General features: G+C 53.3%; 13 protein-coding genes. 11 read left to right on the top strand and 2 right to left on the bottom strand.

Going from position 1 to position 14,047, the window contains the following annotated elements; genetic code table 11:
- Positions 1–323: 323 nt before the first annotated feature.
- From M1D91_RS12345 to M1D91_RS12325, 5 genes are all read left to right on the top strand, one after another.
- The gene (locus M1D91_RS12345; RefSeq protein ID WP_437433532.1) at positions 324–4,067 is read left to right on the top strand and encodes a nitrate reductase subunit alpha; all 3,744 of its coding nucleotides are present in this window, start codon (positions 324–326) and stop codon (positions 4,065–4,067) included.
- Complete coding sequence (narH, locus tag M1D91_RS12340; protein ID WP_437433531.1) at positions 4,064–5,602, top strand: nitrate reductase subunit beta; 1,539 nt, start codon at positions 4,064–4,066, stop codon at positions 5,600–5,602. Before M1D91_RS12345 ends, narH begins: the two co-directional genes overlap by 4 nt.
- On the top strand, positions 5,599–6,309 hold the full coding sequence (gene narJ, locus M1D91_RS12335) for a nitrate reductase molybdenum cofactor assembly chaperone (RefSeq protein ID WP_437433530.1): 711 nt from the start codon (positions 5,599–5,601) through the stop codon (positions 6,307–6,309). Before narH ends, narJ begins: the two co-directional genes overlap by 4 nt.
- Positions 6,309–6,986 (top strand): respiratory nitrate reductase subunit gamma, encoded by a 678-nt coding sequence (narI, locus tag M1D91_RS12330; protein ID WP_437433529.1) that lies wholly within the window; start codon positions 6,309–6,311, stop codon positions 6,984–6,986. Before narJ ends, narI begins: the two co-directional genes overlap by 1 nt.
- A gap of 269 nt (positions 6,987–7,255) precedes the next feature.
- Complete coding sequence (locus tag M1D91_RS12325; protein WP_437433528.1) at positions 7,256–8,581, top strand: MFS transporter; 1,326 nt, start codon at positions 7,256–7,258, stop codon at positions 8,579–8,581.
- A gap of 256 nt (positions 8,582–8,837) precedes the next feature.
- On the opposite strand, the gene M1D91_RS12320 is transcribed toward M1D91_RS12325, so the two are convergent.
- Positions 8,838–9,308, bottom strand: coding sequence for a GNAT family N-acetyltransferase (locus M1D91_RS12320; protein ID WP_437433527.1), 471 nt, complete (start codon positions 9,306–9,308; stop codon positions 8,838–8,840).
- Positions 9,309–9,429: 121 nt separating this feature from the next.
- Between M1D91_RS12320 and M1D91_RS12315 the strand changes: the two genes are divergently transcribed.
- Positions 9,430–9,750 (top strand): energy transducer TonB, encoded by a 321-nt coding sequence (locus M1D91_RS12315; protein WP_437433526.1) that lies wholly within the window; start codon positions 9,430–9,432, stop codon positions 9,748–9,750.
- Entirely contained in the window at positions 9,750–10,166 is a 417-nt protein-coding gene (gene tolA / locus M1D91_RS12310; protein WP_437433525.1) for a cell envelope integrity protein TolA, read from the top strand. The genes M1D91_RS12315 and tolA overlap by 1 nt, the downstream gene beginning before the upstream one ends.
- 64 nt (positions 10,167–10,230) lie before the next feature.
- Here the strand turns inward: tolA and M1D91_RS12305 are convergent, their stop codons facing one another.
- Positions 10,231–10,476: a DinI-like family protein gene (locus M1D91_RS12305; protein WP_437433524.1), complete on the bottom strand. Its 246-nt coding sequence runs from the start codon at positions 10,474–10,476 to the stop codon at positions 10,231–10,233.
- Positions 10,477–10,741: 265 nt separating this feature from the next.
- Here M1D91_RS12305 and M1D91_RS12300 point away from each other — a divergent pair, with 265 nt between their 5' ends.
- The 4 genes from M1D91_RS12300 (at position 10,742) to M1D91_RS12285 (ending at position 13,946) form a co-directional block, all read left to right on the top strand.
- A complete protein-coding gene (locus M1D91_RS12300; protein WP_437433523.1) occupies positions 10,742–11,161 on the top strand; it encodes a translesion error-prone DNA polymerase V autoproteolytic subunit in 420 nt (139 codons plus the stop codon).
- A 1-nt stretch (position 11,162) separates the two neighbouring features.
- Entirely contained in the window at positions 11,163–12,428 is a 1,266-nt protein-coding gene (locus M1D91_RS12295) for a Y-family DNA polymerase (protein WP_437433522.1), read from the top strand.
- A 92-nt stretch (positions 12,429–12,520) separates the two neighbouring features.
- A complete protein-coding gene (locus tag M1D91_RS12290; protein WP_437433521.1) occupies positions 12,521–12,796 on the top strand; it encodes a metal/formaldehyde-sensitive transcriptional repressor in 276 nt (91 codons plus the stop codon).
- A 31-nt stretch (positions 12,797–12,827) separates the two neighbouring features.
- A complete protein-coding gene (locus tag M1D91_RS12285; RefSeq protein WP_437433520.1) occupies positions 12,828–13,946 on the top strand; it encodes an S-(hydroxymethyl)glutathione dehydrogenase/class III alcohol dehydrogenase in 1,119 nt (372 codons plus the stop codon).
- Positions 13,947–14,047: the final 101 nt, after the last annotated feature.

Genomic DNA, 14,047 nt, shown 5'->3' with positions numbered 1-14,047 from the left:
AGTTACAACATCCTAATGTGTGATACCGGTCATGAAGCACCGTGCGCACTGACGTTCAGCAGGGAAACTACCCCTTAATACCTCCCTGGCAGGTTTTATTCCTTTTTGTTTGCAGGGAATTAATTATAAACGTTATTTATCATTAGTTTAACTGCTGGTTATTTATCCCCCTTTGGGGGTAGGTTGATTTTGCACCCGCCAGAACAAGCCAGTCCGTCTTGATCGTCATCAATTCTTACCACCTTTCATAGCGTTACTTTCGCAGCCATTGCAGCAATGTCGATTTATCAGAGAGCCGTCAGGCTCCAAACAGGAGAGACCCGATGAGTAAATTCCTGGACCGGTTTCGCTACTTCAAACAGAAGGGCGACACCTTTGCCGATGGGCATGGCCAGCTTCTCGAAACAAACCGGGATTGGGAGGATGGATACCGAAGCCGCTGGCAGCATGACAAGATTGTCCGTTCTACCCACGGCGTTAACTGCACCGGTTCATGCAGCTGGAAAATCTATGTGAAAAATGGTCTGGTGACCTGGGAAACCCAGCAGACCGACTACCCACGCACCCGTCCGGACATGCCAAACCATGAGCCGCGTGGCTGCCCGCGTGGCGCCAGCTACTCCTGGTATCTTTACAGCGCGAATCGCCTGAAATACCCGCTGATGCGTAAACGTCTGATGAAAATGTGGCGTGAAGCAAAAGTGGCACATCCTGATCCGGTCAACGCCTGGGCCTCAATCATTGAAGACGCAGAGAAAGCCAAAAGCTTTAAGCAGGCCCGTGGTCGTGGCGGTTTCGTGCGCTCAAGCTGGCAGGAAGTGAATGAGCTGATTGCCGCTTCTAACGTCTATACCATCAAAACCTACGGCCCGGACCGTGTCGCCGGCTTCTCGCCCATCCCGGCGATGTCGATGGTTTCTTATGCCTCCGGCGCACGTTACCTGTCGCTGATTGGCGGCACCTGCCTGAGCTTCTACGACTGGTATTGCGACCTGCCGCCAGCCTCTCCGCAAACCTGGGGCGAGCAGACTGATGTACCGGAATCCGCCGACTGGTACAACTCCAGCTACATTATCGCCTGGGGCTCCAACGTACCGCAGACCCGTACCCCGGACGCGCACTTCTTCACCGAAGTTCGCTACAAAGGTACCAAAACCGTCGCGGTAACCCCGGATTACGCTGAAATCGCTAAGCTTTGCGATTTGTGGCTGGCACCAAAGCAGGGTACTGACGCGGCGATGGCGCTGGCGATGGGCCACGTCATGCTGCGTGAATTCCATCTGGATAACCCAAGCCAGTACTTCACTGATTATGTCCGTCGTTATACCGACATGCCGATGCTGGTGATGCTCGAAGAGCGTGAAGGTTACTATGCTGCAGGCCGTATGCTGCGAGCATCGGACCTGGTGGATGCGCTCGGTCAGGACAACAACCCGCAGTGGAAAACCGTCGCCTGTACCGACACAGGCGAGATGATCGCCCCGAACGGCTCTATTGGCTTCCGTTGGGGGGAGAAGGGCAAGTGGAACCTCGAACAGCGTGACGGCACAACGGGCGCTGAGGCTGAGCTGCAACTGAGTCTGCTTGGCAGCCACGATGACATCGCCAGCGTAGGTTTCCCCTATTTTGGCGGTGACAGCACCGAACATTTCAGCAAAGTTGAACTGGAAAATGTCTTGCTGCACAAGCTGCCGGTTAAGCGACTGCAACTGGCTGACGGCAGCACTGCCCTGGTGACCACCGTCTATGACCTGACGCTGGCCAACTATGGTCTGGAACGCGGTCTGGGCGATGAAAATTGCGCCACAAGCTACAACGAAATCAAAGCCTATACCCCGGCCTGGGCTGAGAAAATCACCGGCGTATCTGCCGCCAACATTATCCGCACGGCGCGTGAGTTTGCGGATAATGCGGATAAAACCCACGGTCGTTCAATGGTGATCATTGGTGCCGGTATGAACCACTGGTATCACCTCGATATGAACTACCGTGGGATCATCAACATGCTGGTGTTCTGCGGTTGTATCGGTCAGAGTGGCGGCGGTTGGGCACACTATGTCGGTCAGGAAAAACTGCGTCCTCAGACCGGCTGGCAGCCGCTGGCGTTTGCTCTTGACTGGCAGCGTCCGGCGCGTCACATGAACAGTACTTCTTACTTCTATAACCACTCCAGCCAGTGGCGTTATGAAACCGTTACCGCGCAGGAGCTCCTTTCGCCGCTGGCGGACAAATCGCGCTACACCGGTCATCTGCTCGACTTTAACGTGCGCGCAGAGCGTATGGGCTGGCTGCCGTCTGCACCGCAGCTGGGTACAAACCCGCTACGTATTGCCGAAGAGGCGAAAAAAGCGGGCATGAGTGCCGTTGACTACACCGTCAAATCCCTGAAAGACGGCTCCATGCACTTCGCGGCAGAACGGCCGGAAAACGGCAAAAACCACCCGCGCAACCTGTTTATCTGGCGTTCTAACCTGCTGGGGTCGTCCGGCAAGGGCCACGAGTACATGCTGAAGTATCTGCTCGGCACTGAGCACGGTATCCAGGGCAAAGATCTGGGCAAACAGGGTGGTGTGAAACCGGAAGAGGTGGAGTGGAAAGATAACGGCCTTGACGGAAAACTGGATCTGGTGGTGACGCTGGACTTCCGCCTGTCAAGCACCTGCCTCTATTCCGACATCGTGCTGCCGACCGCCACATGGTACGAAAAAGACGACATGAATACCTCGGATATGCATCCGTTTATTCATCCGCTGTCTGCCGCGGTTGACCCGGCCTGGGAGTCGAAAAGCGACTGGGAAATCTATAAAGCCATCGCCAAAAAATTCTCCGAAGTGTGCGTGGGCCATCTGGGTAAAGAGACGGACCTGGTCACGCTGCCGATTCAGCACGACTCCGCCGCTGAACTTGCCCAGCCGTTTGACGTTAAAGACTGGAAAAAAGGCGAATGTGACCTGATTCCGGGCGTGACGGCGCCGCATCTGATTCAGGTTGAACGTGACTACCCGGCTACCTGGGAGCGCTTTACCTCGATTGGACCGCTGATGGAGAAAATCGGCAACGGTGGTAAAGGCATTGCCTGGAATACCCAGAGCGAAATGGATCTGCTGCGCAAGCTCAACTACAGCAAAGCAGAGGGTCCGGCGAAAGGCCAGCCGATGCTGAATACGGCGATTGATGCGGCAGAGATGATCCTGACCCTCGCCCCGGAAACCAACGGCCACGTGGCCGTAAAAGCCTGGGCGGCGCTCAGCGAATTTACGGGCCGCGACCATACGCACCTGGCAACCAATAAAGAAGAGGAAAAAATCCGCTTCCGTGATATCCAGGCACAGCCGCGCAAAATCATCTCCAGCCCGACATGGTCTGGTCTTGAAGATGAGCATGTCTCTTACAACGCCGGTTATACCAACGTTCATGAGCTTATTCCGTGGCGCACTATCTCAGGCCGCCAGCAGTTATATCAGGATCACCAGTGGATGCGTGATTTTGGCGAAAGCCTGCTGGTTTACCGTCCGCCCATCGACACCCGTTCGGTAACCGCCGTTATGGGCGAGAAGTCCAACGGCAATCCGGAAAAAGCGCTCAACTTCCTGACGCCGCATCAGAAGTGGGGGATTCACTCAACCTACAGCGACAACCTGCTGATGCTGACCCTGGGTCGTGGTGGCCCGATTGTCTGGATGAGCGAAGCCGATGCCAGAGATCTGGGTATCGTGGATAACGACTGGATTGAAGTCTTCAACAGCAACGGGGCACTGACCGCGCGTGCGGTTGTAAGTCAGCGCGTCCCGGCCGGGATGACGATGATGTATCACGCGCAGGAACGTATCGTGAATATTCCTGGGTCAGAAATTACCGAGCAGCGCGGGGGTATTCACAACTCTGTTACCCGTATTACCCCGAAACCGACCCATATGATCGGCGGCTATGCGCAACTGGCCTATGGCTTTAACTACTACGGTACGGTTGGCTCCAACCGCGATGAGTTTGTGGTGGTACGTAAGATGAAGAACATTAACTGGCTGGACGGCGAAGGCAATGACCAGGTACAGGAGAGCGCAAAATGAAAATTCGTTCACAAGTCGGCATGGTGCTCAACCTCGACAAATGCATCGGCTGCCACACCTGTTCCGTCACCTGTAAAAACGTCTGGACCAGCCGTGAAGGGATGGAATACGCGTGGTTTAACAACGTGGAAACCAAACCGGGAACGGGCTTTCCGACTGACTGGGAAAACCAGGAGAAGTGGAAGGGCGGTTGGATCCGCAAAATTAATGGCAAGCTGCAGCCGCGTATGGGTAACCGTGCCTGGCTTCTGGGCAAAATCTTCGCCAACCCGCATATGCCGGAAATTGACGATTACTACGAGCCGTTTGATTTTGACTACCAGACACTGCACAACGCACCGGCTGACAGTAAGCACCAGCCGATTGCTCGTCCGCGTTCGCTGATAACCGGTCAGCGTATGGACAAGATCAAGTATGGTCCGAACTGGGAAGATGACCTGGGCGGCGAGTTTGAGAAGCTGTCGAAAGACAAAAACTTCGAAAACATGCAGAAGGCGATGTACGGCCAGTTTGAAAACACTTTCATGATGTACCTGCCGCGTCTGTGCGAGCACTGCCTTAACCCGGCGTGCGTGGCGACCTGCCCGAGCGGTGCGATTTACAAACGTGAAGAAGACGGCATTGTGCTGATCGATCAGGACAAATGCCGCGGCTGGCGCATGTGCATCACCGGTTGCCCGTACAAAAAAATCTACTTTAACTGGAAGAGCGGCAAGTCTGAGAAGTGTATCTTCTGCTATCCGCGTATCGAAGCCGGTCAGCCGACCGTCTGTTCCGAAACCTGCGTGGGCCGTATTCGTTACCTTGGCGTGCTGCTGTATGACGCAGATGCTATTGAAAATGCGGCAAGTACCGAAAATGAGAAAGACCTGTACCAGCGTCAGCTGGACGTGTTCCTCAACCCGAACGACCCGAAAGTGATCGAACAGGCCCTTAAAGACGGAATTCCGTTAAGCGTAATTGACGCGGCCCAGCAGTCGCCGGTTTACAAAATGGCGATGGACTGGAAGCTGGCGCTGCCGCTGCACCCGGAATACCGCACACTGCCGATGGTCTGGTATGTACCACCGCTGTCACCGATTCAGTCTGCGGCCGATGCGGGTGAGCTTGGCAGCAACGGCATTCTGCCTGACGTGGACAGCCTGCGTATCCCGGTACAGTATCTGGCGAACCTGCTGACCGCCGGTGACACCGCACCGGTACTGCTGGCGCTGAAACGTATGCTGGCGATGCGTCACTACAAAAGCACTGAAACCGTTGACGGCAAAATCGACACCCGTGCGCTGGAAGAGGTGGGCTTAACCGAAGCGCAGGCGCAGGAGATGTACCGTTACCTGGCGATTGCCAACTACGAAGATCGTTTCGTGGTTCCAAGCAGCCACCGCGAACTGGCCCGTGACGCCTTCCCGGAGAAAAGCGGTTGTGGCTTTACCTTCGGTGATGGCTGCCACGGTTCGGATACCAAATTCAATCTGTTCAACAGTCGCCGTATTGATGCGGTGGATGTCACAGTGAAAACGGAGCCACACCCATGATTGAACTGGTGATTGTTTCCCGTTTACTGGAATACCCCGATGCTGCCTTATGGCAGCATCAACAGGCGTGCTTCGATGCGCTTGCGTCAGCCGAACATTTGCCAAAAGCGCATCGTTCAGCGTTAACCGTATTCCTGCGCGATTTAGTGAATCAGGATCTGCTGGATGCGCAGTCGGCCTACAGCGAGCTCTTTGATCGTGGGCGCGCCACGTCGCTGCTGTTGTTCGAGCACGTGCACGGTGAGTCCCGTGACCGCGGTCAGGCGATGGTCGACCTGCTCGGTCAATATGAACAGCACGGCCTGGAGCTGGACAGCCGTGAGTTACCGGATCATCTGCCGCTGTACCTGGAGTATCTGGCGCAGTTACCTGCCGAAGAGGCCTTGGGCGGTTTGCAGGATATCGCACCGATTCTGGCTCTGCTCAGTGCCCGTTTACAGCAGCGTCAAAGTCAGTATGCCGTGCTGTTTGATGCCCTGCTGGCCCTGGCTGACACGGTCATCGACAGCCAGAAAGTGGCCGAAAAGATTGCCGATGAAGCGCGTGACGATACGCCGCAGGCGCTTGATGCGGTGTGGGAAGAAGAGCAGGTGAAATTCTTCGCTGAACAGGGGTGTGGTGAGTCTGAAATCACCAGCCACCAGCGCCGTTTTGCCGGTGCCGTGGCTCCGCAATATCTGAATATCACAACCGGAGGACAGCAATAATGCACTTCCTGAATATGTTCTTCTTTGATATCTACCCGTATCTTGCAGGGACTGTCTTCCTGGTCGGTAGCTGGCTGCGTTATGACTACGGCCAGTACAGCTGGCGTGCGGGTTCCAGCCAGATGCTGGATCGAAAAGGCATGACCCTGTGGTCCAACCTTTTCCACATCGGCATCCTGGGTATTTTCGCCGGTCACGCGCTGGGTATGTTGACGCCACACTGGATGTACGAATCTTTCCTGCCGATTGAGATTAAGCAGAAAATGGCAATGTTTGCAGGGGGTGCCAGCGGCGTGTTGACGCTGGTTGGTGGCGTAATGTTACTTAAGCGCCGCCTGTTTAACCCACGTATTCGTGCTACCTCAACGACTGCTGATATCCTGATTATGGCGCTGCTGATGTTGCAATGTACGTTGGGGCTGTTGACCATTCCATTCTCTGCTCAGCATATGGACGGTAGCGAGATGATGAAGCTGGTTGGCTGGGCACAATCTGTCGTGACCTTCCACGGCGGGGCCTCCGCGCATCTCGACGGCGTGGCCTTTATCTTCCGTATGCACCTTGTACTGGGGATGACGCTGTTTGTACTCTTCCCGTTCTCACGCCTGGTGCATATCTGGAGTGCGCCAGTAGAGTACCTGACGCGCAAATACCAGATTGTGCGTGCGCGTCGCTGATGCGCTATTTGTAGTGATAAGACCCTGCCCTGGCAGGGTTTTTTTATGCCCGTGCTAAGGCCAGTCACCCCGTTTTCTTCGCGTTGTGAAGAAAGCGGACGGGTTTAACGCTACACTGCGCTACATCCCATCGCTGGCGGAAAATGTGACCGTGATGAATATTTTACGTTTAAAGCAGGGCGGTTATCACACTTTGGATGTTAGCTGCTGTGCGAAATTCGCACTGACAGTATATCTATTATAGAAACACTGTCATCAATGGAGGGGCTATGTCACAGCCTGCACAGCAATCTCTCGAACAGACGGTCCAGCCAGAAGGGGTCACTGCGTCGCGTAAATTACGGAAGGTTTTACTTGCCACCGGCGTGGGCCATTTTGTCGAATGGTTTGATTTCGGTTTGTACGGCACGCTCGCTGCCATTATCGGCTTACAGTTTTTTCATGCTGAAAATCCCAGCGTGGCGTTACTTTCATCGTTCGCTGTCTTTGGCGCGGGTTTTATTATGCGGCCGCTGGGGGGCCTCTATTTTGGCTCGCTGGGCGACAGAAAAGGGCGGCAAAAAGTCCTGGCAACGGTGATTTTACTGACATCGGGCGCCACCTTTGTGATGGGGCTGTTGCCAACGTATCATCAGATAGGCATTACGGCTACGGTGCTGTTGGTGATAACCCGTCTGGTGCAGGGATTCGCCGCAGGGGGCGAAAGCTCCGGTGCGACCACCTATCTGGCGGAATATGCCCCGACGCATAAACGCGGCTATTTCACCTGCTGGATCGATAACTTCGGATTTATGGCCTTTGTCGCCGGTTCCGGGCTGGTTTTCCTGCTTACCGCCACGCTGGGTGAGAGCACCATGAACGACTGGGGATGGCGCATTCCGTTTCTGATTGCCGGCCCGCTCGGTTGGGTTGGGCTCTACCTGCGAAAACATCTGGAGGATTCACCGGAGTTTCTTGAAGCCCAACAGCAAGGAAAAACCGATGCCACACCGCTGCGTTCTGCGGTCACCCGCGCCTGGGCGGCTCTGCTGTTCTGCGTGGGTTTTGTGGTGATCAAGGCGGTTGGCCACTGGACGCTGCAAACCTTTATGCCGGGCTATCTCTCGACCGAACTGCATTATTCGAAGCTGGACTCCTATGCCATCACCACCATTGGCCTGTTTTCGGTGGCGGTACTGGTGCCGTTTATGGGGCTACTGTCCGATAAGTTTGGCCGGAAGCCGCTGATGCTGGCAGGGTGTGCGGGCTTTATTCTGCTGAGCTACCCGGCAATGATGCTGATGGCGAGAGGCGATATGCTCTCGGCGGTGCTGGCGATGGTGATGTTAGGCGCATTTATAGCCGCTTTTGATGGTGCCTGCAGTGCGGCAATGGCGGAACTGTTTCCCACCAGCGTGCGCTACGGCGGATTATCCATTGCCTATAACTTTGCGGTTGCCTTCTTTGGTGGCATAACGCCGTGGTTCTCCGTCTGGCTTATTACCGCCACGGGCGACAAATTCTCCCCGGCATACTATGTAATGGGGGCCGCACTGATTACCTTCCTGACCGTTTTGCGCGCACGGGAAACGGCCGGACAACCGCTGAAGCGCTGATCGCTTACCCGATGGCATATGGCTGTCGGGTATGGGTTTGATCAAAAAGTGATCTGCCGATCGGTTTTGTCGATCGATAAATTATTTTTATTTGATTAATCCTTTCAGTGGTATAGGATTTCAACGTGTTCTGCTCAATTCGCCAACACCAGGCAGCAGAACACGTTACCCTGGTGAGACCGCGCGTGGTCTTTCAGGTGACTCAAGGATGACGTAACCGTTCTTGCCGGGGTAACACCTCCCATCGCCACGCTTATCACAGCACTTTATTCATATTCACGCCCGTGACTCTGAAGCCACTGGTTTCATAAACGTGCCGGGCTTGTGCGTTATCACCGGCAACGCGCAGCTGAATTTGATGACATCCCTCATGCTTTAGCCTCTCTTCAAGTGCAATTAACGCTTTACGCCCGAGGCCCTTATTGCGAAACGGCGCAAAGAGATAAAACTCATTAATAAAAACGGATTTTTGCAGCGCATTGGTTTTGTACCACAGGTAACCAATATGCATTTCGCGGTTATTTTCCTGCTGTGTAATGCAAAGCAGCGTCTGACCCGGCGTGTTTTCTGCCAGCGGAAAACTGTTCTCTATTTCCTGCCTGGCATGGGCCAATGCCTCGGTTTCACTGAGCTGATAGCTGGTAACAATTTCTGCGGCGTAGTCGGGCACGAAATAATCCACAAAGCCCTGAAAAGTGGCAGCTGTAAGGGGAGTAAAGGCGATCATAAAATGTCCTTACGTTATTTTTTCTATTGTGACATGAAACGGATTTGAGGATTGGTTTGATCAACGTCTATGTCGAATTTTTGTTTTAACATTTAACCAAAACAACAGGATGAATCAGTTTATGAAAAAAGGGGTATTAATCTACACCGCTTTGCTGCTTGCCGGAACCGCAATAGCGAATGAACAAAAACCTGTTCTTCTCGATTGCCCTCTACCGTTGATGCCTGTTAAAGCGCGTGCACTAAATATTTCAGGTGCAGTGGAATACCAGGCATGGGTCAATGCAAAAGGAGAGGTCTACTCAATGTCACTGAAAGGCGATGAGGTTTTTTTTAAAGAGGTTGACCGGGCAGTCAAGCGTTGCAAATTCGAACCAGGAAAACCTGGGGTTCATCATGGGAAGATGTCTTTTATAATACCGAAAGAAGGTGAAGCAAAATAATGCTGACAACGATTTTCACCAGGTCAGACTACACATGTGCTGGACTATTTTTTATTGCGACGTTGTTGCTGTCGGGCTGTACAAAAGTAAATTCTCACCCCCGTAACGAGGCAGACGACATAATAACGGGCATGTCTGCACAAGACTCAAATGCGGAACTCATCAAATATCTCTCGCAGATACACCGTGCGGTTACACAACAAATGGTCGATGTCGACGACAGGGAAGGGAAAACATGTAGTTTGCACATTAAGCTGAATCCCGATGGCTCGCTCAAGGATGTTCAGGCTATCAGCGGAGATCCGGGTTTATGCCCAGTGTTAATATCAGCGATGAAACACGCGCAGCTTCCGGCTCCGCCCTCAACAGAGGTCTACGAGCAAATCAAAGTTGCCACGCTGGATTTCAAACTATAACGTTCTGTTAAACAGATTTACTATCGGGCGTCCGGCCTCTTTACCTGCGCACGCCCAATCCGTTTTACTCATCCACCGCCAGCCACATATCGGCTTCTTCAAACATCTCCTGCACGGTACGGCTGATCTGCTCTTTCTCATGTTTGCTGGCATCGGTATTAATGGATGGCAGCGTCACCATCGGCTTAACCCGTACTTCGGCGTCCGGGAAAATACGGCCGATGCGTTTTGTTAATTCGGCTAAAATGCGCTCCTTTGCGTCTGGCAAGCCTGCAAAATTGCGTTTATCGTAAACCAGTTCCACGAACATAACCGTCTCCAGACCAGATAAAAAACCTGGTACAAGTATACTGTAAATACATACAGCATCAAGCGCAGACGCCTCCTTTCTGCCCATGAAATAAGCAATTAAACCGCTCAAGGCAAAATTTACACTTCCTCTAACCCGCTCATCAGCCACTGCTTTAAGGCAAAACGGGTATTTCATGTTCAGAAACAAGCGCAACGGTATCTTGATCATCGCGCCGGAGAAAACTACTGTATATAAAAACAGTAATTATTTCAGGAGGTGACGTATGGAGTTTTTCAGACCCGCAGAGTTGCATGTGGTAACCGCCATTCCGCTTTTCAGCGATCTTGTCCAGTGCGGTTTTCCGTCCCCGGCAGCCGATTATGTAGAACAACGCATCGATTTAAATGCCTTACTGATTCAGCATCCTTCTTCCACATATTTTGTTAAAGCAGCGGGCGACAGCATGACAGACGCCGGTATTTCAGACGGTGACCTGTTGATAGTCGACAGTGCGCGTACGGGAGAGCATGGCGATATTGTCATCGCTGCCGTAGATGGCGAATTCACCGTAAAAATGCTCCAGCTGCGCCCCCGTATTCAACTTAATCCCATGAACAGCGCTTACCGGCCTATTGTTATCAGTCATGAAGATACGCTCGATATTTTTGGGGTGGTGACTTTCATCGTTAAAGCGACCCGCTGATATGTTTGCTTTGTGTGATGTAAATTCATTTTACGCATCGTGCGAGACGGTGTTCCGGCCCGATTTAAAAGGTCGCCCCGTGGTTGTGCTCTCCAATAACGATGGCTGTGTTATCGCGCGTAGCGCAGAAGCGAAACCCTTCATCATTATGGGCGCGCCGTACTTCAAACAAAAAGAGGCCTTCAGGCAGCATAACGTGGTTGCCTTTTCCAGTAATTACGAGCTCTACGCCGATATGAGTCACCGGGTGATGACGACGCTCGAAGAGATGGCGCCACGCGTGGAGATTTACTCTATTGATGAGGCATTTTGTGACCTCACTGGCGTCCGTAATTGCCGGGTGCTACAGACGTTCGGGGAGGAACTGCGTGATACGGTGCTTAAGCGTACGCATTTGCGCATCGGAGTCGGCATTGCGCCAACCAAGACGCTGGCTAAGCTTGCAAATCATGCGGCAAAAAAATGGCTGCGTCAGACGGGCGGGGTGGTTGATCTGTCGAACGTGGAGCGCCAGCGCAGGCTGATGGCACTTCTTCCGGTTGAAGAGGTCTGGGGCGTCGGGCGACGTATTACCAAAAAGCTGAACGCGATGGGGATAAAAACTGCGCTCGACCTCTCCGAACAAAGCACCTGGGTAATTCGCAAACATTTTAACGTGGTGCTGGAGAGAACCATTCGGGAGCTACGCGGTGAGCCCTGTCTTGAACTGGAAGAGGTCATACCCAATAAACAAGAGATTGTATGCAGCCGCAGCTTTGGCGATCGTGTGTCGGAGTATGAGCATATGCGCCAGGCTATCTGCTCCCACGCCACGCGCGCGGCAGAAAAGTTGCGTAAGGAGCGTCAGTACTGTCGCTTTGTTTCCACATTTGTAAAAACCTCACCCTTTGCCCCTGACGAGCCCTATTACGGTAACAGCGGCTCGGTACACCTCCTCACGCCTACGCAGGACACGCGCGACATTATCCAGGCAGCAATACGCTGCCTGGAAAGCATCTGGCGGGAAGGCCATCGTTATCAGAAAGCGGGGGTCATGCTCGGCGATTTCTTTAGCCACGGCGTGGCGCAACTTAACTTATTTGATGAGCTCACGCCGCGCGCCAACAGTGAGACGTTGATGACACTTCTCGATTCGCTCAATGAAAAACGTGGAAAAGGGACGCTCTATTTTGCCGGGCAGGGCATTCAGCAGCCGTGGCAGATGAAAAGAGAGATGCTGAGCCCCCGCTATACGACACGTTTTACGGATCTGCCGTCGGCGCGTTAAAGGCGACAGATTTTACGAAATGTACGTTCTTTTTTTACATGTGATGAGAAATTCATGTACCATACCCCCCTATAGTATCAATGGGAGCGAAAATGCCACATTCACCTGAAGATAAAAAACGCATTCTTACCCGGGTTCGTCGTATCCGCGGGCAGGTTGATGCGTTAGAACGGGCGCTGGAAAACGGCGACCCTTGCATCGCCATTTTGCAGCAGATCGCCGCCGTTCGCGGTGCGTCAAACGGTCTGATGGGGGAGATGGTTGAAATTCACTTAAAAGATGAACTGGTCGCAGGGGAGACCACGCCCGAACAGCGTGCGCTGCGCATGGCGGAAGTCGGTCATCTTTTACGCGCTTATCTAAAATAAAACTTACGTACACATAAAAAGGAAACGTCTGATGAAATCACGTGCTGCAGTAGCTTTCGGGCCGGGCCAACCGCTCAAAATTGTTGAGATCGATGTCGCGCCACCGAAAAAAGGCGAAGTGCTGGTTCGCATCACCCATACCGGCGTGTGCCATACCGACGCATTTACGCTGTCCGGCGACGATCCTGAAGGGGTGTTCCCGGCGGTGCTGGGCCATGAAGGCGGTGGAGTGGTGGTAGAGGTCGGTGAAGGCGTCACCAGCCTGAGCGTTGGCGATCATGTTATTCCGCTCTACACCGCTGAATGTCGCGAATGTAAGTTCTGTAAATCCGGTAAAACCAACCTCTGCCAGGCCGTTCGCGCCACCCAGGGGAAAGGACTGATGCCAGATGGCACCACCCGTTTTTCTTACAACGGCGAACCCATTTACCACTACATGGGCACCAGTACTTTCAGTGAGTACACCGTGGTGGCTGAAATTTCACTGGCGAAAGTCAATCCACAGGCGCCACTCGACAAAGTCTGCCTGCTGGGCTGTGGCGTGACCACCGGTATTGGTGCGGTTCACAATACGGCGAAGGTCAAAGAGGGTGACACCGTTGCGGTGTTCGGCCTCGGCGGTATCGGTCTTGCTGTTATCCAGGGTGCAGTCCAGGCGAAGGCGGGCCGTATCATCGCGGTCGACACCAACCCGGAGAAATTTAAGCTGGCAGGGGAAATGGGGGCGACCGATTTCGTTAACCCGAAAGACTACGAGAAACCGGTGCAGGATGTCATCGTTGAACTGACCGACGGCGGCGTCGATTTCAGCTTCGAATGTATTGGTAATGTGAATGTTATGCGTGCTGCGCTTGAGTGCTGCCACAAAGGGTGGGGTGAGAGCGTGATTATCGGTGTTGCTGGCGCAGGACAGGAGATCAAAACCCGTCCATTCCAGCTGGTGACCGGTCGCGTATGGCGCGGTTCTGCATTCGGCGGCGTGAAGGGACGCACTCAGTTACCGGGCATGGTCGAAGATGCAATGACGGGGAAAATCGATCTTGACCCCTTTATTACCCACCGCCTGCCGCTGGATCAGATCAACGAAGCATTCGATTTGATGCACGAAGGTAAGTCTATCCGCACCGTAATTCATTTCGGCGATAAATGATTTAACCGCCAGCGGTGATCACCGCTGGCGTCTTAATGTTCCAATCTGTGACCTGTCTGGCGTTTTTACCTGTAACTAAACTCCCACAATTGCCGATACCG

The organism is Enterobacter sp. SA197 (assembly GCF_054131575.1).
The sequence above is the reverse complement of the archived record's forward strand: the minus strand, read 5'-3'. Positions and strand labels throughout refer to the sequence as shown.